The sequence below is a fragment of the Microbispora sp. CSR-4 genome (assembly GCF_008033685.1).
Taxonomy (GTDB): domain Bacteria; phylum Actinomycetota; class Actinomycetes; order Streptosporangiales; family Streptosporangiaceae; genus Microbispora.
On the sequence record NZ_VJVX01000001.1, the window covers coordinates 99,642 to 116,817 of the forward strand.

Genomic DNA, 17,176 nt, shown 5'->3' on the forward strand with positions numbered 1-17,176 from the left:
GCGAGTGACGACGATCGGCCTTCAGCGGCGCGTGCCGCGATCCGGAGGCCGAACGGCTCGAACCCGAGGAGAGGACGAGCAGTGACCTATCCCCCACCGGCCTACCACGGTGAGACGGGCGAGCCGACGGCGTCGTACCGGCGCCCGGACGCCACGCCCGAGCTGGTCTACCCGAGCGGAACCACGGTGCACTATCTGGCGACCGGTGCGACCACCAACGGGCAGTTCGGGCTCTACCGCTGGGACATGGGACCGGAGCCCAGCGGCCCGGCGGCGCACTTCCACCGGTCGATCTCCGAGTCGTTCTACATCCTCACCGGCACGGTGCGGATCTACGACGGCCGGCGTTGGATCGACACCGGCCCTGGCGACTTCGTACACGTTCCGGAGGGCGGCACCCACGCGTTCCGGAACGAGTCGGGAGAGCCGGCGTCGATGCTGCTGCACTTCGCGCCCGGCGCACCCCGGGAGGGCTACTTCGAGGGGCTGCTCACACTCGCGGACATGAGCGAAGAGGAGAAGGCGGAGTTCTACCTCCGCCACGACACCTTCTGGCTCTGAAACGGAGCGGACACGGGCGTACGGAGCAGAGGCACCACCGGGGCTTATGACACTCAATAGCGCGGGAGGCACAGGCGCGGCAGGGCCGCCAGGGCCTATCGAGCCGGGTTCAGGGCTGGAGGTCGATCGCCAGTCCGATGTTCCGCGCCGGAGCGCCCCCAGGCGGGTTCTCTGAACGATCCGTCGTTCGCCGGTCGTGCGGGTAGGCCGGTCGCTGCTCCGGGTCGCGGGGCCGCCACCGGCCGCCCGGGTGTGAGCCTGCGTACGGAGGCCGGTGATTCGCGCGGGAAACCGAGGCCTCGGGCACGCAGTCGTACTGCGGGCATGGTGTGGTGAAGCACTGCTTGGGAGAGGGCACGCAGACGCGGCCGGGACCACAGTCGACCGCCGCACACGGCGATCCGGGGCTGCACGCACCCGCCGTCTGCCCGGCCGGCGAGGTTGCTGCGACCGTCCGTGCCTGTGGAACCGCAGGCACGTCGCCTGCCCAGGCGTTGGCGGCCGGCGACGCCGCTACGGCCATGCCCACCAGCACGATCAGTGTTCGAAGCATGCTTCCCCCAAGCCGTGGTGATCGCTTCTGCCTCTCGCGATGCTCGCACCGGCCACACCCGCTGACGGCAAAGCGGCTCTCTGCCAATCGCACGGCTTGCCGAAAGCCGGGTCACACAGAAGGTGACCGGATCGCGTGTCCACGGCGCGCGCCGGTCAGTCCCCTTGACGCGCTCCCCGGACTGAAGACCGGAGCGCTACGAATGACTCCGGTAGCGCACCCGGCCGGCCGAACGTGCATCCCCGGCCGCGTTCGGATCCCGGCCGGTCGGGCCGGAGAAGTCAGCCCAGCGCAGAAGTCAGCCCAGCCCAGAAATCAGCTCAGCGCGGCCGCCTTGCGCAACAGCACCGAGCGTTCGCGCTGGTTGGCGCACAGCCGGGCCGCCAGCTCCAGCTCGGCGCGCGCCTCCGGTTTCCGGCCGAGGCGGGCCAGCAGCTCCCCGCGTACGGTCGGAACCAGATGCGACCCGGAGAGCCGGCCCGAGGCGATCAGCTCGTCCACGATGGCCAGGGCCTGGGCCGGACCCGAGGCCATGGCGACGGCGACGGCCCGGTTGAGCTCGACCACCGGCGAGGGCGCGACCCGGCCGAGCGCCTCGTAGAGCACCACGATCCGCTCCCAGTCGGTCTCCTCGACCGAGGGCGCCGACGCGTGGGTGGCGGCGATCGCGGCTTGCAGGCCGTAGGGGCCGAGGCCGCGGGCGGACGCCTTGGCCAGCGCGGCAAGCCCGCGGCGGATCGCCGAACAGTCCCACCGCCGCCGGTCCTGGTCCTCCAGCAGGATCGGCGAGCCGTCCGGGCCGGTGCGGGCCGGGAAGCGCGCGGCCGTCAGCTCGCACAGCGCCAGCAGGCCGTGCACCTCCGGCTCGTACGGCTGTAGCGCGGCCAGGGTGCGGGCCAGCCGGATCGCCTCGTACGCGAGGTCGGGGCGCATCAGCCGGTCGCCCGATGTGGCGGTCGAACCCTCGGTGAAGATCACGTAGAGGACGCTGAGCACGCCGCCCAGCCGCTCCCGGCGCTCGTCGGCCGGCGGCAGCTCGAACGGCACTCCGGCCGCCGCGATCGTCTTCTTGCCCCGGGTGATGCGGGCCTGCACGGTGGGGACGGGGACGAGGAACGCACGGGCGATCTCCTCGCTGGACAGGCCGGCGACCACGCGCAGCGTCAGCGCCACGCGGGCCTCGGGCGAGAGCATCGGATGACAGCTGACGAACATCAGCGCCAGGATGTCGTCGTCGATCCTGTCGGGGTCGGCCTCCTCATCGACCGGCGGATCGTCCGGGTCGGCCGCCAGCAGGGCGTACCGGTCCTGGAGCGCGGTCCTGCGGCGGATCGCGTCGATGGCCCGCCGCCGCGCCGTGGCCATGAGCCAGCCGGCCGGATTGGCCGGAGGTTCGAGCGGCCACGACACCAGCGCCTCGGCCACCGCCTCCTGGGCCGCGTCCTCGGCCAACCCGAAATCGCCGGTGAACCGGGTCAGAGCGGCGACGATCCGCGCCGACTCGATCCGCCAGACGGCCTCGACGTCGGCCGCACCCATCAGACCCGGGCCCGTCCCTCGACGGATCGCACGGTGTCCTGCGGCATCTCGTCTTCGCCGGCCACCCGCCGGACCTCGATCTTGGAACCCGTGACGGCCGGGACCCGCTTGGCCCACTCGACCGCCTCCTGCTTCGAGGCGACGTCGAGCAGGAAGTAGCCCCCGAACAGTTCCTTCGTCTCTCCGTACGGCCCGTCCGTGACCACCGGGACCTCGCCATTGAAGTCGACCACGGCACCCTGGCGCGGATCGTCCAGCCCTTCCGCCGCGAGGAGAACGCCGGCCTTGACCATCTCATCGATGAACTGACGGGTCCTGGCCATCATCTCCTCGATGTCGGCCATCATGGCCGCGTTCGACTCGTCGGTGCCCCGCATGATCAGCATGTAGCTCGGCATCCTGTTCTCCTTCTCCGGCGGGGCCGCGTCTCGTCCCTCGCACCCCTACGTCGAACGAGCGGCTCAGGGATCGACACGGCCCGGAAAAATCTTCCGCCGAGTCACCGGCCGATCCCTCCTGCCCGCGTTCCGTACGGACGCCGCGGGTGTGGCCTCGGGCCGGATCAGCAGGTTCTTGACAGGACGTGAGACGCCGCTACTTCCACTGGAAATAGACGAACAGGCGGCCGTGGTTCTTGGAATCCTTGTCGATCCGGTGGTAGAGCGCCTTGATCTCCTTCTGCTCCAGGAAGCGCAACACCTTCTTCTTGAGCTGGCCGGACCCCTTGCCCGGGATGATCTCCACCTGGGTCGCCTTCTTGCGTACGGCCTCCTGGATGATGCCGTGCAGCGCCTTGTCGATCTCGCTGCCCTTGTTGTAGATGTCGTGGAGGTCGAGCTTCAGCTTCACGCAAGCGAGTCTAAGTCGCCGCTCGCCGCGCAATACGAGATACGTGACGCGGAACAGGGATGCGGAACGCGCGACAGGGACGCGGGGCGAGGCGGGGACCGCACCCCACGCAGACAGGGCCCGGAGTCAGCCGTTGATGTAGCCGACGAGGGCCTCCTTCTCGCTCTCCAGCTCCTGGATCGAGGTCTTGACGACGTCGCCGATGCTGACGATGCCGGCCAGCCGGCCCTCGCGGACGACGGGCACGTGCCTGATCCGGTGGTTGGTCATGGTGCGGCGCAGCTCGTCGACGTTGGTGTCCGGGCCGCAGGTGCGTACCTCGGCCGTCATGATCGATGAAACGGGCATGGTGAGCAGCGCGGCGCCGTGCTCGTTGAGCCGCCGTACGACGTCGCGTTCCGACACGATGCCCGCGATGGTCAGACCGTCCTCGGAGACCACGACCGCGCCGATGTTGAGCTCGGCGAGCCGGGCGAGAAGCTCGGACACCGTGGCGTGCGGCGGAACGGTCGCCACACCTGTTCCCTTGCTCTGCAAGATCGTCCCGATGAGCATCGACACCACCTCTCAGGGGCACCCGGGGGATCTGTCCCCGCTTCCGCTCCCGCCGGCCGGCCGGAGCGGCGAAATCCTGTTTCCCCAGGCAACAGCGGTCGTCGTACATCGTCAAGGGCCCCCACCCCTACGATGGCGAAATATCACCGCACCCTGGGGGCAGAGGATGGCCGAGAAACTCAACACCGGGAGTCACGATCTCCCGGTCACGGAAGCGCTCGCGGAGTTCATGCGCGGAGGCTGGGCCGACGTGCACGAGGACGTGGCGCCGCTGCCGGTCGCCGCGTACGCGGCCAAGCGGCGGGCCCGGCTCATCGAACGGCTGCCCGGCGAGCGCCTCGTCATCCCCTCGGGCACGCTGCAGGCCCGCAGCAACGACGACGACCACCGGTTCCGCACGCACAGCGCGTTCGCCTACCTGACCGGCGACCAGCAGCCGGACGACGTCCTGGTGATCGAGCCGTCGGGTGAGGCGCGGCTGTTCCTGCATCCCCGCCCGTCCCGTGCCGAGTCGCAGGAGTTCTACCGCGACCGGCGGTACGGCGAGTTCTGGGTGGGCCGCCGTTTCGACCTCGCGGAGGCCGAGGCGGCGTACCAGATCGAGTGCGCGCACATCGGCACGCTGCCGGCCGCGCTGAGCGGGCCCGCGCGCGTGCTGCGCGGGGTGGACGCCTCGGTGGACGCGCTCGTCTCCCCCTCCGGCGACGACCGGGACGCCGAGCTGGCCGCGGTCCTGTCGGAGCTGCGGCTGGTCAAGGACGAGTGGGAGATCGCGGAGCTCCAGCAGGCGGTGGACGCGACGGCGCGCGGGTTCGAGGACGTGGTGCGCGCGCTGCCCGCGGCCCTCGCGCACCCGCGCGGCGAGCGGTACGTCGAGGGCGTCTTCGGCCTGCGCTCGCGGCTGGAGGGCAACGCGGTGGGCTACCAGTCGATCGTGGCGTCCGGCGCGCACGCGTGCGTGCTGCACTGGATCCGCAACGACGGACGGCTCGACCCCGCCGAGCTGCTGCTGCTGGACGCCGGGGTCGAGGGCGACAACCTCTACACGGCCGACGTCACCCGCACACTGCCGCTGTCGGGCCGGTTCAGCCCGGTGCAGCGGCAGGTGTACGACCTGGTCTATGAGGCGCAGACGGCCGCCATCGCGGTGCTGCGCCCTGGTGTGCGCTTCCGCGAGTTCCACGAGACCGCGATGCGGGTGATCTCCGACGGGCTGCGCGAGTGGGGCCTGCTGACGAAATCGCAGGCCGACGCGGGCCTGCACCGGCGCTACACCCTGTGCAGCAGCGGCCACATGCTGGGCCTCGACGTGCACGACTGCGCCCGGGCGCGGGCGGAGACCTACCTGGACGGCGTGCTGGAGGAGGGGCAGGTGCTGACCGTGGAGCCGGGGCTCTACCTCCAGCCCGACGACCTGACGCTGCCGCCGGAGCTGCGCGGGATCGGCGTCCGCATCGAGGACGACCTCGTGATCACGGCCGACGGCGCCCGCCTGATGTCGGCCGCGCTGCCCCGCCGCTCCGACGAGATCGAGGCGTGGATGGCCGCTCTGGCCGGGTGAGCGACCCCCGATCCGGGCTTCCGGTCCGGGCCCGCCGCCGGGCCGGAAGCCATACGAGCACGTCCGTCGCGGACCCGCGCGCACCTCACAGAAGGGATGCCGTGCAGCACCTCACAGACGGGGTGCCGGCACGACCGGCAGACCGGCCGTCCGTTGAAGGCGGCCTGCGCACCGACCGTCGTGAACTGCGCCTGCGTGGAGACCTGTGCCTCGGCGTCGCCCCCCATCAGGCCTCGGCGTCGCCCGCCATCAGAACGGCTGCGGTAGCGAGAGCGGCACACGGCACACCGGCCGTCGGCAGCGCTGTGGCGTAGCGCGCTGATCGTCACGCATGCCGTCATCCGGATGCCGTTGTCCGGGCCGGACGGCGCCCGCCCCGTGTCCGCGCTGCGCCGGCCCCGCGGACGGGCGGGTCGCACCCCGCGCGAGCCGTAAGAGCCGTACGGAGCCGTCCGCGGAGCCGTCCGCGGGGCCGTCCGCGGAGCCGTCCGTGCCGCGACCCGTCTCGGCCAGGTCAGCGCACCCGCGATGGAGAGGCCCAGTTCACGTGATCGTCACATCGCTCCCCTACAGTGGCCTCGTGCGCCCCCCACTGGCCGTGGCCGGCCACACCGCCGACGTGCTGGACATGGTCGCCGGCACGCTCACCGAGGCAGAGCGCGAACGCGCCGAGCGCTTCACCCGCAAGCGGGACCGCCTCGACTTCGTCGCCGCCCACCTGCTCGTACGGCACTGCGCCGCCGAGCTGCTCGGCACCCGCGCCTGCATGCTGACCGTGGTGCAGCGCTGTGAGACCTGCGGGCAGGCCCACGGACGGCCCTGGCTTGCCGAGGCCCCCGAGGTGTCGATCAGCCTGGCGCACACCTCGGGCTACGTCTGCGCGGTCGCCGGGCTCGGGCGGGTGGGCGTGGACGCCGAGCACGCCACGTACGGCCCGGCCGACGAGAGGCTGGTGGAGCTCGCGCTGACCCCCGCCGAGGCGAAGCTGGTCGGCGACGACAACCGCGGGCTGATCCGCCAGTGGGTGCGCAAGGAGGCGCTGGTCAAGCGGGGAGAGCTGACGCTCGACCGGCTGCGCGAGGCGGACCTGTCGGCCCTGCCGCTTGAGGAGGGGCTGTCGGGCCCGCTGGAATGGCAGGGCCGTCACTTCGTCGAGTGGACGGCCGGCACGGTGATCGCGTCCGCGGTCACCGACGAGCCCGCCAAGCTACGCCTCCTTGGCGGCTGACCGTCCCGGGGTGGGGTCGAGGAAGACCTGCCGGATCTCCGGGAACCGCTCCGTGAGCCGCCGCTCCACCTGGTCGGAGGCGAGCTCCAGCCGCTGCCCGGACGTCTCGTCGCGGAAGTCGACCTTCGCCGCGACCATGACCTGGCCGGGCCCCATCATGACGGTGACGAGCTCGACGACGGCCTCGACCTCCGGCTGGGCGGCCAGCTCGCCGCGGATCTCCTCCTGCAGCCCGTACGGCGCCGCCTGGCCGATGAGCAGCGAAGCGTTGGTCCTGATCAGGCTCAGCGCCACGCCGAGCAGCAGCAGACCGATGACGATCGAGGCGGCGCCGTCCCACACTGCCGAGCCGGTGAGCCGCGACAGCAGCAGGCCGACGCCGGCCGTGGCGATGCCGAGCAGCGCGGCGGAGTCCTCCAGCACGACGGCCTTGAGCACGGTGTCGGAGGTGCGCCGCAGCAGCCGCCCAGGGCTCACCCGCCAGCGGCGGGCCTCGCCGCGGAGCTGCCGCAGCGCCTTCCCGAGGGAGAGCGACTCGATCGCGAAGGACACCCCGAGCACGACGTACGACACGCCGACGTCGCCCAGGCTCTCTCCTTCGGTGATCGTGTGCCAGCCGTGCGTCAGCGAGAACCCTGCCCCCACGACCAGCGTGAAGCAGGCCGCCACGATCGCCCACAGGTAGGCGGCCCGGCCGTGGCCGAGCGGATGGCGGGAGTCGGCGGGGCGCTCGCCGTGCCGGATCGCGGCGAACAGCACGACCTCGGTGGCCGTGTCGGCCGCGGAGTGCGCCGCCTCGGACAGCATCGCCGAGGAGGAGCTCATCAAGCCCGCGACCAGCTTGGCCAGCGCGATGGCGAGGTTGGCCGCGCCCGCGACCACGACTGTGCCGAGGCTCTCACCGTTCTCGCTGTCGGCCATTCCGCTCCATTCGCTCAAGTGATCTTATGCTGGTCGTCATGGAAGCCCCTCATTGGCTCACCCCGCACGAGCAGCGCGCCTGGCGGGCCCATCTGGCCGCCCACCGCCTGCTCTTCCACCAGCTCGACCGGGAGCTGCAGGGCACCGGGCTGTCGCTGAACGACTACGAGATCCTCGTGAACCTCTCCGAGAGTCCCGGCCGCCGCATGCGCATGAGCGAGCTGGCCGACGCGACGATCCAGTCCCGCAGCAGGCTGTCCCACCAGATCTCCCGGATGGAGGCCGCCGGCCTGGTGACCCGCCAGGACTGCGAGGACGACCGGCGCGGCACGTTCGCCGTGCTGACCGACCACGGCTGGGAGACGATCCAGCGGGTCGCGCCGGACCACGTGGCGAGCGTCCGCCGGCACTTCATCGATCTCATGACGCCCGAGCAGGTGTCCGCCCTCGACGAGATCTACACGCCGATCGTCGATCATCTGCAGGCGGTACGCGGCACCCGGTGAGGAGGCCGTGGGGCGGCGCGGGGTGAGCACCGGCTCCGGCTTCCCGCGACAGGCGGGGCCAAACCGTTTCCCGCGGGAGCGCGTGCCGGCCGCGCTCGATCGCTACGATCCGGCTGTGCGAACAATCCTCGGGCTCGTCGTGGCCGGCCTGCTGCTCGTGACCGCCTGCAGCGCGAAGAGCGAGACTGCCCTGCCGGACGGTCCCGCGCTGCTGAAGCGCTCGGCCGATTCCATGCGCACGGTCAAGACGGTCGCCTTCACGATCGAGACCAAGGACAAGCCCGCCATCCCGGTCCGGCATGCCGAGGGCAGCCTCACCCGGGAGGGCGACGCCAAGGGCACCCTGCAGATCGAGATCGCGGGACTGCAGGAGATCGAGTTCGTGCTCGTCGGTGACAAGGTCTACTTCAAGGGACCGACCGGCGGCTTCCAGACGATGACCCGGCAGCAGCTCATCGCCCTGTACGACCCCTCCGCCGTGCTGACCGGCGTACCCGACCTGCTGTCCACCGCGCAGGATGTCCGGACGCAGGCGGAGGAGAAGATCGGCGACGCCGCCGCCTACCGGGTGACGGCCGCGCTGTCGCAGCAGGTGCTGGCCAAGCTGGTCCCCGGCGTGCAGCAGGGGGTCAACGGCACGCTCTGGCTCGACAAGGCCACCAGCCGCCTGCTCAAGCTCGACCTGCCGCTCACCGGCGGCTCCGTGGCCGTGACCATGGGGGACTACGACGCCCCCGTGACCATCGCCCCGCCCGCGTCGTGACCGGCGCCACCGACGCCACCGGCACCGGCAGCGCGAACGCGACCGGGGCGGCCGGGCCGGCCGGGTCCGTCGCGCGGCGGCGCCGGCTCGCGCTCGGCGTCGGCGGGGCCGCCGTGCTGCTCGCCGCGCTCGACGCGTACGTCGTCGTCACCGTGCTCGTGGACGTCGCCGCCGATGTGGGCGTGCCGCTGAACCACCTGGAGCGGGCGACTCCGGTCGTGACCGGGTTCCTGCTCGGGTATGTCGCGGCGATGCCGCTGCTCGGCCGCCTGTCCGACCGGTACGGCAGGCGCGCGCTGATCCACGCCTGCCTGGCCGGGTTCGCCGCCGGGTCCCTCGTCACCGCTCTGGCGGCGGGCGTCCCCGCCCTGGTCGCGGGCCGTACGCTCCAGGGCGTCGCGGGCGGCGCGCTGCTGCCGATCACGATGGCCCTCATCGGCGACCTGTGGGACGAACGCACCCGTGCGGTGGCGCTCGGCGCGGTCGGTGCGGCGCAGGAGCTCGGCAGCGTGCTCGGCCCGCTGTACGGCGCGGGCCTGGCCGCCCTCGCCGGATGGCGCGGCATCTTCTGGGTCAACCTCCCGCTCGCGCTGCTGGCCGCCGTGGCCGTTCAGGTGGCCGTCCCCGGCGGGCGCGGGCCGTACGGCCGGCCCTCCCGCGAGGCGGGCACGGGCAACGCAGGCACGGGGACGGTGGGCGCGGGGACGGCGAGCACAGACGAGGCAGGCGCGAGCACGGGCAAGGCGGGCGTGGGGAAGGTGGATGCGGGCGGCGGTGTCCTGCTCGCGCTGGCACTAGGCCTGCTGGTCGCCGGGCTCTACAACCCCTCCCCCGACACGGCCGTGCTGCCGCCGTGGGGGCTGCCGTGTGTGGCCGCCGGAGTGGTCGCGGCCGTGCTGTTCGTGCTGTGGGAGATCCGCTCGCCGGTCCGCCTGCTCGACCTGACGGGCGTCCCCAGGACGCCGCTGCTCGCCACGCTGGCGGTGAGCCTGCTGGCCGGGGCGGCGCTGCTGGTCACGCTGGTCGACGTGCAACTCGCCGCACAGACGCTGCTCGGGAAGGACGCGGTGGGCGGAGCCCTGGTGCTCACCCGGTTCCTCGCCGCGCTGGCGGTCGCGGCGTTCCTCGGCGGGCTCCTGGTGCGGCGCTTCGGCGAGCGCCCGGTGGCCGTGGCGGGGCTGGCGGTGGCCGCCGTGGGCTACTGGATGATCTCCCGGTGGCCGCTCGACCTGGCCTCCACCGGCGTGCGGATGGACGTCGACCTCGTGGTGGCCGGCCTCGGCCTCGGCGTGGTGATCGCCCCGGTCTCGTCGGCGGTGCTGCGCCTGGTGCCCGCGGCTCAGCACGGGGTGGCGTCGGCGGCGGTCGTGGTGGCCAGGATGATGGGCATGCTGCTGGGCGTGGCCGCGCTGTCGGCCTGGGGCTTCCACCGGTTCCAGTCGCTCACCGCGCACCTGGACACGCCGCTGCCGTTCGGGGTGGAGGCGGCCGAGTACGCCCGCAGGCTCGCGGACTACACGGCGAAGGTGCAGGCGGCGCTGCACGCGGAGTACACCGAGATCTTCCTGATCACGTGCGGGCTGTGCGTGCTCGGCGCGGCCGCCGCCCTGGCCCTGCCGCGCCGCCGCGCCTGACCCCGAGCCTCATCTCCCCCGCCTCGTCTCGCACCTGCTCGCGGGATTCCTCGTTCCACGACCCATCCCGCGTCTGTTCCCGGGCCCTTTTCCGGCGCGGGGACCGGGTCAGGTGCCGAACCAGCCGGGGACGTCGAGGCGGAAGATGTCATGCGGCGTCACCTTGCGCAGGTCGGCCTCCAGTTCCCTGAGCCGTTCCTCGCCGATGACGGCGGCCCAGCGTGCTCGCAGCTCGTCGAAGACGCGGGCCGAGCGCACCAGCATGTCCACCCCGGACTCCGTCAGCCGTACGATCTTGCGGCGCGTGTCGCGGGGGTCGCGGGCGCGCTCCACGTAACCGATGCGCTCCAGCGTCTCGATCGTCTTGCCCGCCGCCTGTTTGCTGACGCCCAGCGTGCGGCCCAGCTCCACCGCGGTCGTGCCCTCCGGGCCGATCGCCTGCATGGCGAAGCCGTGCATGGGCCGGGCGTGCGGGTGCCCCTGCCGGGCCAGCTCGGCGTGCAGCTCGTCGATGAGTACGCGAAACCCCAGGAAGAGCCGCAGGGGCAGCTCGAAGCCGGGCGGGTCGATTGACACAGATAGACAACCTGGTTCACTATTACCGACAACGACGTTGTCTATCTTAGGAGACGCCCGGATGTCTGTCATCCGCCATGCCCAAAGCCGCAGATCCGAGACCCCGGCCGGGGTCATGACCACCTTCGCCTCGCCCACCCTGGGCGGCGCCACCCGGGCCCTGTGGCGTGTCGAGGCGACCCCCGCGACCAGTGGGCCGCTGCACGACTTCGACGCCGAGCAGGTGTGGACCTTCCTCGGCGGCACCGCCACCATCGAACTCGGCGACGAGACGTTCACGGTCGCGCCCGGCGACACCGTGGTCATGCCGCCCTCGACCCCGCGGCGCGTCACGGCGGGCGCCGACAAGGGGTTCACCGCCGTCGTCACCGCCCCCGCCGGAGCCAGGGCCATCCTGCCCGACGGCACCGTGCACGGCGTGCCGCCCTGGATCGCCTGACCTCCGGTCTTCCCTCCTGTCTCGCCCTTCTCCCCCGCGGACCGTGCGGCAACCCGTCCGGCACCCCTGCCCGGGCGACCCGTCCGGACGGCACCCGGGCCGGGCAGCCCGTCCGGCACCCGGGCCGGCGACCCATCCGATGCTCGCCCCGGCAACGTCCGGCACCCGGCCCGCTCTCACCAAGGAGTCACGCATGCCCCTCATCCGTTCCGCCGACAGCCGCAGGAGCACCACTCCCAACGGCGTCATGACCACCCTCGCCTCGCCCACACAGGGAGGCGCCACCCAGGCCGTCTGGAGGGTGGACATGCCGGCCGGAAACTCCGGTCCGCACCACGCCAGCGACGGCGAGCAGGTGTGGACCTTCCTCACCGGCGGCGCGACCATCGCACTCGACGGCGCGACCATCGCCGTCGAGGCGGGAGACACCGTCGTCATGCCCGCCGACGTGAGCCGCCGGGGGCACGCGGACGCGGAGTCCGGCTTCAGCGCGATCGTGGCCGCACCGGCCGGCTTCGAGGTCTACAACCCCGGCGGGACGACCGCCGTGGACGCATGCGACCTCGCTCCGAAGGGGACCGACCGGATCGTGCCGCCCTGGATCCTCTGACCGGCCGTACGCCGCGCGGGGTCGTCCGGCGCGCCTCCGGACCGCCCCGGCGGCAACCCGAACGACTCAGGACGAGATCGGCTGCGGCCACCCGGCCCGGCGCGCGTGGTCAGGAGCGGAGGTAGGCCAGCACCGCGAGGACGCGGCGGTGCTGGTCGCCGTCCTCGGCGTGCAGGCCGAGCTTGGTGAAGATGCCGCGGATGTGCTTTTCCACCGCGCCTTCGGTGACGACGAGGCGGCGGGCGATCGCGGGGTTCGACCTGCCTTCGGCCATCAGCGACAGGACCTCGCGCTCGCGCGGCGTCAGCGAGGCCAGCGGGTCGTCGCGGCGCCGCCGCACCATCAGCTGGGCGACGACCTGGGGATCGAAGACCGTCCCCCCGGCGGCGACCCGGCGCAGGCCGTCCATGAACTCCTCGACGTCGACCACGCGGTCCTTCAGCAGGTAGCCGACCGCGCCCCGGGCGTCGGCCAGCAGGTCGTCGGCGTACGACACCTCGACGTACTGCGAAAGGATCAGCACGGGCGCGCCGGGCACCTTCTCCCGCACCTCGACGGCGGCGCGCAGGCCCTCGTCGGTGAACGTCGGCGGCATCCGCACGTCGACCACCGACACGTCGGGCCGATGGGCCGCGACGGCCTCGATCAGGGCCTCTCCCGTGCCCGCGGTCGCGACGACCTCGCAGCCGAACTCCTCCAGCAGGCGGACGAGCCCCTCCCGGATGAGGACGGCGTCGTCGGCCACCACTACGCGCACGGAACCTCCGCCGTGATCAGTGTCGGTCCGCCCACGGGCGACCGCACCGACAGCTCGCCGTCGACGGCCCGCAGGCGGTCGGACAGGCCGGACAGGCCGTGTCCCTTTGCGACGTGTGCGCCGCCGACCCCATCATCCCCGATCGTGAGGATGAGCGCGTCGCCGATCCTCGTCAGCCCGACCGTGCAGGACGTCGCCCTGCTGTGCTTGGCCACGTTGGTGAGCGCCTCGGCGGTCACGAAATAGACGGTGTTCTCGATGAGCGCCGGATAGCGCTCGGCCGTCTGTACGTCCAGCTCCACGGGCACCGTGCAACGGCCGGCCAGGGCGGCGAGCGCCGGGGCGAGGCCGCGGTCGGCCAGGATCGGCGGGGCGCTGCCGCGCGACAGCGCCCGCAGCTCGTCCAGGGTCTCCCTGGTCGCGCTGATGGCCTTGCCGATCGTCTCGTGCGCGGCCGTCGCGTCCCTTTTCAGCTCCCGCTGGGCCCGCGACAGCTCCATGGCCAGGTGGACCAGGCGCTGCTGGGGGCCGTCGTGGATGTCGCGCTCCAGGCGGCGCAGCGCATCCGCCTCCGCGTGGGCGGCGGCGTGGCGGCCCTCGGTGAGGTCGTCGATGCGCTCCTGCAGCTCGGCGACGCCGGTCAGCAGCGCCCGCGCCAGCGACGCCTTGATCAACGCGCAGGAGCGGACGGCCGGATAGAGCGTGAGGGCGAAGACCCCGCCCACGACCAGATAGAAGACGCTGTCCACCAGGTAGCCCCGGCCGAACCCGAGCAGCTCCGGCAGCTGGTGGTTGTCCGGGATGTTCGACAGGATCCATCCGTACAGCGGGTAGGTCAGCCCGCTGATCGTCACGCACCACCAGACGACGGTCACGCAGAACGCCACGAGCGCGACCGGGAAGTTCAGCAGCGCGTGCAGCACGTCGAGCCAGGGCTGGCCTCCGGCGAGCGGGGTGACGGTCTTCCGGAGCACGCCCGCCCCGGGCGGTGATCTCGGATAGCGCGGCCGGGGCAGATCCCTGCCCAGCACCGCGCGGATGCGGAGCCGTTCGACGTCGCCCATTCCCCGGGCGATGAGGAGGGTCAGGGCGAGGACGGGCACGCCCAGCCAGACCACCAGCAGGCCGGCGCCCGCCGACAGGCCGGTGACCGTGAGGCAGAACGTGATGGTCGCGAGGGGGAACCCGACGAGGATATAGACCGTGTCCCCGCCGAGGCGGGAAAGAAGTCGGCGCATGTCCTCCACGCTATTGACTCGCCCGCCGCTGATCGATCCGGCGGACGGCAGTCTCGGGGGTAGGGCTTTCCCTACCCTCGGGCCCCGGCCGCCTCGGCAAGAATCTCCAGCAGGTCCTCCGGGGCGTCGCGCATGAGGTTGTGCCCGCCGTCCAGCGCGTACGTCGCCCACGCGGGGTCCGCGCGCAACCGCTCGTACGTCGGCGTGAAGGGGGACGGGCCCTCCCAGCCCGCCGCGTACACGTAGACCCGGCGGCCGGCGCGCGCCGGATCGCCGGTCAGCCGGAGCGGCTGGAGCAGCGAGGCGATCGGGTGAGGGGTGGCCCGGGGGTCGAAGAACGGCAGCGGCCGCGTCGCGAAGCCGGTGTCCACCACGTCCGCGTACCACCGCCGCTCCCGGTCCGAGACCAGGCTCCAGCAGGAGTCGCCGTCCGCCGGCACGACCGCGTCCAGATAGACCAGACCGGTGACGCGGCCGGGCAGGCGGTCGGCGACCCCGGTGATCACCATGCCTCCGTAGCTGTGACCGACCAGCACGGCGTCGCGGACGTCCTCGGCCTCGAGCACCCCGGTGACGTCCCGGATGTGCGTGTCGAGGTTGACCTCGCCGTCCAGCAGGTGGGCGCGTTCGGCGAGCCCGGTCAACGTCAGCGGCACGGCCCGGTGCCCGAGGCGGCGCAGCCCCTCGGACAGCTCGTGGAAGCACCAGCCTCCGTGGCACATGCCGGGGATCAGGACGAACGTGGTCATGGTGGGCCTCACTGCCTCACTGCCTCGTGGACGATTCGACGTCGCGGGTCTTCTCGGCGGGAGCCGCTCCGGCGCGGCGGGTGGGAGCCGCGAACGCCGCGACCACGGCCGCGGCGGCGCACAGGATCGCGGTCCACGCCAGGGTGGCGGTGGTCGAGGTGTGGTCGGCGACCAGCCCGGCGAGCCACGGCCCCGCGGTCTGCCCGGCCGCGAAGATCGTGGTGAACGCCGCCAGGATGGCCGTCCAGTCGGCGGGCGGGGTGTTCGCCTTGATGAGCGCGGTGACGGCGGCGGGCACGCCCATGAACGTCGCCCCGTAGACGATCGCGGAGGCGAGGACGACCGGCGGCGCGGGCGCCGTCATCGCCAGTGCCGCGCCGCTGCTCAGAAGGCCGAGGAGCACGGCCAGGGCCCGGGTGCCGGGCCACGCGGCGGTCGGACGGCTCCACAGCGCGGGCGACGCCATCACGGCCAGGCCGAGCGCCGTCCAGGTGAGCACCACCTGGCCGAGCGGCGCGTGCCGGTCGGCCAGGTAGGCGGACAGGAAGGTCATGTAGGTGATGTAACCGGCGGCGAACAGCAGGTAGGCAAGTGCGATCCCCCACAACGGCCGCACGTGGACCCGCACGTGGACCCGCCCGGCGGCCCGCGTCTCCCTGCCTGCCTGCGCCTTCCGGTCCATCTCCGGGTCCTCCCCCGCACGGGCGGGGCCCCAGCTCAGCAGCGCCGCCAGCCCGGCGGCCACGCCCAGACCGGCCCAGGCCAGATGAAGACGGTCGCCCAGCGGCGGGATGCCGACACCGCCGAGCACGATGCCCAGCCCGGTGCCGGCGAAATACACGGTGATGGGCGTGCCGGAGGCCGCACGGGCGGCGAGGCGCGACGCGATGACGCCCCCGGCGATGAACACCGCCGCGCCCGCCGCCCCGGCCCCGGCTCGCGCCGCCACCAGCACCGGATAGGCGTCGCTCGTCGCGGTGACCGCCAGCGACAGCGCGGTGAGGACCATGCCCCACCGGAAGGTGGCCGCCGTGCCCAGGCGGCGTACGACGACCGCGGTCACCAGCGCGCCGAGCAGATAGCCGAGCCCGTTGGCGGTGCTCATCGCCCCGGCTTCGGCCAGGGACCAGTGCAGCTCGTCCCGCATCGCCGGAAGGAACAGCCCGTACGCGAAGCGCGCCAGCCCGAGGGCCGACGCCGTGCCGAGAGCCAGCAGCACCGCCTGCCGCGTCTGACGGCGCGCCGGCGGGCCCATGACGAGGGCGTCGGACATGATGGCTCCCATAGATCGAACCGATCGGTACGATCTCGGAGCGTAGCAGTGGATCGAACCGGTCGGTACCATCTGGGGTATGCCGGTTCCCAAGGGCTCGACGATCGACCCGGAGCGCACCCGCGCCGCCATCCTGAAGGCGGCCACCCCCGTGCTGTACGAACGCGGGCTCGACGGCATCGGCGTCGCCGAGCTGTGCGCCCTCATCGGGGTGTCGAAGGAGACGCTCTATCGGCACTTCGGCACGAAGGACGGGCTCGTGGAGGCCATGCTCCGGGCCCGCAGCGAACGGGTGGGCCGATGGCTGGCCGAGGCCGTCGCCGCGGCCGGGGACGACCCTCGCGACCAGCTCGCCGCGGTGTTCGACACGCTGGGCGAGTGGTTCGAGGACCCGGTCTTCCGCGGCTGCGCGATGGTGAACGCGGCGGCCCAGCATCACGACGAGACCGTGCGCGCCGTCACCACGCGCCACCTCGGCCGCTACATCGACCTGCTGACCGGCATCGCCGAGCGCGCCGGGGCCGCCGCCCCGCCCCTCCTGGGGCGTCAGTTGCTCATGCTGGTCGAGGGCGCCACCGTCGTCGCCGCGCACCACGGCGCGGCCGGCACGAGCGGGCAGGCCCGCGAGGCGGCGCTCACCCTGCTGTCGGCCGCCACACAGAGCGCCGGCGGAGACGCCCCAGGCGGCAACGGCGGCAACTCGGGTGCCAGAGCGGGCAACCCAGGCGGCAACGGCGACAGCTCAGGCGCCGGCGGAAAAACCCCAGGCGACAGCGGCCACGGCTCAGGAGCCGGCAGGGACAACCCGGGCGGCAGCGGCCACAGCTGAGGCGGCGGCGACTGAAGCGTCCACCCGGGAGGCGC

At 72.6% G+C, this 17,176-nt stretch carries 19 protein-coding genes; 9 read left to right on the forward strand and 10 right to left on the reverse strand.

Going from position 1 to position 17,176, the window contains the following annotated elements; genetic code table 11:
* Positions 1-81 precede the first annotated feature (81 nt).
* The gene (locus FLV34_RS00510) at positions 82-561 is read left to right on the forward strand and encodes a cupin domain-containing protein (RefSeq protein ID WP_147942129.1); all 480 of its coding nucleotides are present in this window, start codon (positions 82-84) and stop codon (positions 559-561) included.
* A gap of 868 nt (positions 562-1,429) precedes the next feature.
* On the opposite strand, the gene FLV34_RS00515 is transcribed toward FLV34_RS00510, so the two are convergent.
* From FLV34_RS00515 to FLV34_RS00530, 4 genes are all read right to left on the reverse strand, one after another.
* On the reverse strand, positions 1,430-2,653 hold the full coding sequence (locus FLV34_RS00515; protein ID WP_147942130.1) for an RNA polymerase sigma factor: 1,224 nt from the start codon (positions 2,651-2,653) through the stop codon (positions 1,430-1,432).
* Positions 2,653-3,051 (reverse strand): YciI family protein, encoded by a 399-nt coding sequence (locus FLV34_RS00520; RefSeq protein ID WP_142645178.1) that lies wholly within the window; start codon positions 3,049-3,051, stop codon positions 2,653-2,655. The genes FLV34_RS00515 and FLV34_RS00520 overlap by 1 nt, the downstream gene beginning before the upstream one ends.
* A 196-nt stretch (positions 3,052-3,247) precedes the next feature.
* Positions 3,248-3,502, reverse strand: coding sequence for a Smr/MutS family protein (locus tag FLV34_RS00525; protein ID WP_030509549.1), 255 nt, complete (start codon positions 3,500-3,502; stop codon positions 3,248-3,250).
* Positions 3,503-3,628: 126 nt separating this feature from the next.
* Positions 3,629-4,057 carry a CBS domain-containing protein gene (locus tag FLV34_RS00530; protein ID WP_142645177.1) on the reverse strand — a complete coding sequence of 143 codons (429 nt, stop codon included), beginning with the start codon at positions 4,055-4,057 and terminating at the stop codon, positions 3,629-3,631.
* A 166-nt stretch (positions 4,058-4,223) separates the two neighbouring features.
* On the opposite strand from FLV34_RS00530, the gene FLV34_RS00535 reads away from it, so the two are divergent.
* Complete coding sequence (locus FLV34_RS00535) at positions 4,224-5,618, forward strand: aminopeptidase P family protein (protein ID WP_142645176.1); 1,395 nt, start codon at positions 4,224-4,226, stop codon at positions 5,616-5,618.
* A gap of 580 nt (positions 5,619-6,198) precedes the next feature.
* Positions 6,199-6,846: a 4'-phosphopantetheinyl transferase superfamily protein gene (locus tag FLV34_RS00540; RefSeq protein WP_142645175.1), complete on the forward strand. Its 648-nt coding sequence runs from the start codon at positions 6,199-6,201 to the stop codon at positions 6,844-6,846.
* Here the strand turns inward: FLV34_RS00540 and FLV34_RS00545 are convergent.
* Positions 6,826-7,767: a cation diffusion facilitator family transporter gene (locus tag FLV34_RS00545; protein WP_147942131.1), complete on the reverse strand. Its 942-nt coding sequence runs from the start codon at positions 7,765-7,767 to the stop codon at positions 6,826-6,828. The two genes, FLV34_RS00540 and FLV34_RS00545, sit on opposite strands and share 21 nt — an antisense overlap.
* A gap of 38 nt (positions 7,768-7,805) precedes the next feature.
* On the opposite strand from FLV34_RS00545, the gene FLV34_RS00550 reads away from it, so the two are divergent.
* From FLV34_RS00550 to FLV34_RS00560, 3 genes are all read left to right on the forward strand, one after another.
* The gene (locus FLV34_RS00550; protein ID WP_142645173.1) at positions 7,806-8,273 is read left to right on the forward strand and encodes a MarR family winged helix-turn-helix transcriptional regulator; all 468 of its coding nucleotides are present in this window, start codon (positions 7,806-7,808) and stop codon (positions 8,271-8,273) included.
* Between the two features lie 115 nt (positions 8,274-8,388).
* Positions 8,389-9,036: an LppX_LprAFG lipoprotein gene (locus tag FLV34_RS00555; RefSeq protein ID WP_142645172.1), complete on the forward strand. Its 648-nt coding sequence runs from the start codon at positions 8,389-8,391 to the stop codon at positions 9,034-9,036.
* Positions 9,033-10,670, forward strand: coding sequence for an MFS transporter (locus FLV34_RS00560; RefSeq protein WP_142645171.1), 1,638 nt, complete (start codon positions 9,033-9,035; stop codon positions 10,668-10,670). Before FLV34_RS00555 ends, FLV34_RS00560 begins: the two co-directional genes overlap by 4 nt.
* Before the next feature lie 108 nt (positions 10,671-10,778).
* On the opposite strand, the gene FLV34_RS00565 is transcribed toward FLV34_RS00560, so the two are convergent.
* A complete protein-coding gene (locus tag FLV34_RS00565) occupies positions 10,779-11,246 on the reverse strand; it encodes a MarR family winged helix-turn-helix transcriptional regulator (protein WP_222709375.1) in 468 nt (155 codons plus the stop codon).
* Between the two features lie 61 nt (positions 11,247-11,307).
* On the opposite strand from FLV34_RS00565, the gene FLV34_RS00570 reads away from it, so the two are divergent.
* Together FLV34_RS00570 and FLV34_RS00575 are read left to right on the forward strand one after the other, a co-directional pair.
* Positions 11,308-11,685, forward strand: coding sequence for a cupin domain-containing protein (locus FLV34_RS00570; RefSeq protein WP_142645169.1), 378 nt, complete (start codon positions 11,308-11,310; stop codon positions 11,683-11,685).
* A gap of 193 nt (positions 11,686-11,878) precedes the next feature.
* Positions 11,879-12,295 (forward strand): cupin domain-containing protein, encoded by a 417-nt coding sequence (locus FLV34_RS00575; protein ID WP_147942133.1) that lies wholly within the window; start codon positions 11,879-11,881, stop codon positions 12,293-12,295.
* A 109-nt stretch (positions 12,296-12,404) separates the two neighbouring features.
* On the opposite strand, the gene FLV34_RS00580 is transcribed toward FLV34_RS00575, so the two are convergent.
* The 4 genes from FLV34_RS00580 to FLV34_RS00595 form a co-directional block, all read right to left on the reverse strand.
* On the reverse strand, positions 12,405-13,052 hold the full coding sequence (locus FLV34_RS00580) for a response regulator transcription factor (RefSeq protein WP_142645167.1): 648 nt from the start codon (positions 13,050-13,052) through the stop codon (positions 12,405-12,407).
* The gene (locus tag FLV34_RS00585; RefSeq protein WP_147942134.1) at positions 13,043-14,290 is read right to left on the reverse strand and encodes a sensor histidine kinase; all 1,248 of its coding nucleotides are present in this window, start codon (positions 14,288-14,290) and stop codon (positions 13,043-13,045) included. The genes FLV34_RS00580 and FLV34_RS00585 overlap by 10 nt, the downstream gene beginning before the upstream one ends.
* Positions 14,291-14,361: 71 nt before the next feature.
* Complete coding sequence (locus FLV34_RS00590; protein WP_147942135.1) at positions 14,362-15,039, reverse strand: alpha/beta fold hydrolase; 678 nt, start codon at positions 15,037-15,039, stop codon at positions 14,362-14,364.
* A gap of 16 nt (positions 15,040-15,055) precedes the next feature.
* Complete coding sequence (locus tag FLV34_RS00595) at positions 15,056-16,312, reverse strand: YbfB/YjiJ family MFS transporter (RefSeq protein WP_261985604.1); 1,257 nt, start codon at positions 16,310-16,312, stop codon at positions 15,056-15,058.
* A gap of 79 nt (positions 16,313-16,391) precedes the next feature.
* Between FLV34_RS00595 and FLV34_RS00600 the strand changes: the two genes are divergently transcribed.
* Positions 16,392-17,141: a TetR/AcrR family transcriptional regulator gene (locus FLV34_RS00600; RefSeq protein WP_147942136.1), complete on the forward strand. Its 750-nt coding sequence runs from the start codon at positions 16,392-16,394 to the stop codon at positions 17,139-17,141.
* The last annotated feature ends 35 nt before the right edge of the window (positions 17,142-17,176 follow it).

Coding starts and splice junctions, on each gene's coding strand:
- FLV34_RS00595 (WP_261985604.1), bottom strand. CDS start 16,312: ATGTCCGACGCCCTCGTCATGGGCCCGCCGGCGCGCCGTCAGACGCGG.
- FLV34_RS00545 (WP_147942131.1), bottom strand. CDS start 7,767: ATGGCCGACAGCGAGAACGGTGAGAGCCTCGGCACAGTCGTGGTCGCG.
- FLV34_RS00600 (WP_147942136.1), top strand. CDS start 16,392: ATGCCGGTTCCCAAGGGCTCGACGATCGACCCGGAGCGCACCCGCGCC.
- FLV34_RS00590 (WP_147942135.1), bottom strand. CDS start 15,039: ATGACCACGTTCGTCCTGATCCCCGGCATGTGCCACGGAGGCTGGTGC.
- FLV34_RS00515 (WP_147942130.1), bottom strand. CDS start 2,653: ATGGGTGCGGCCGACGTCGAGGCCGTCTGGCGGATCGAGTCGGCGCGG.
- FLV34_RS00550 (WP_142645173.1), top strand. CDS start 7,806: ATGGAAGCCCCTCATTGGCTCACCCCGCACGAGCAGCGCGCCTGGCGG.
- FLV34_RS00575 (WP_147942133.1), top strand. CDS start 11,879: ATGCCCCTCATCCGTTCCGCCGACAGCCGCAGGAGCACCACTCCCAAC.
- FLV34_RS00585 (WP_147942134.1), bottom strand. CDS start 14,290: ATGCGCCGACTTCTTTCCCGCCTCGGCGGGGACACGGTCTATATCCTC.
- FLV34_RS00570 (WP_142645169.1), top strand. CDS start 11,308: ATGTCTGTCATCCGCCATGCCCAAAGCCGCAGATCCGAGACCCCGGCC.
- FLV34_RS00535 (WP_142645176.1), top strand. CDS start 4,224: ATGGCCGAGAAACTCAACACCGGGAGTCACGATCTCCCGGTCACGGAA.
- FLV34_RS00520 (WP_142645178.1), bottom strand. CDS start 3,051: ATGCCGAGCTACATGCTGATCATGCGGGGCACCGACGAGTCGAACGCG.
- FLV34_RS00530 (WP_142645177.1), bottom strand. CDS start 4,057: ATGCTCATCGGGACGATCTTGCAGAGCAAGGGAACAGGTGTGGCGACC.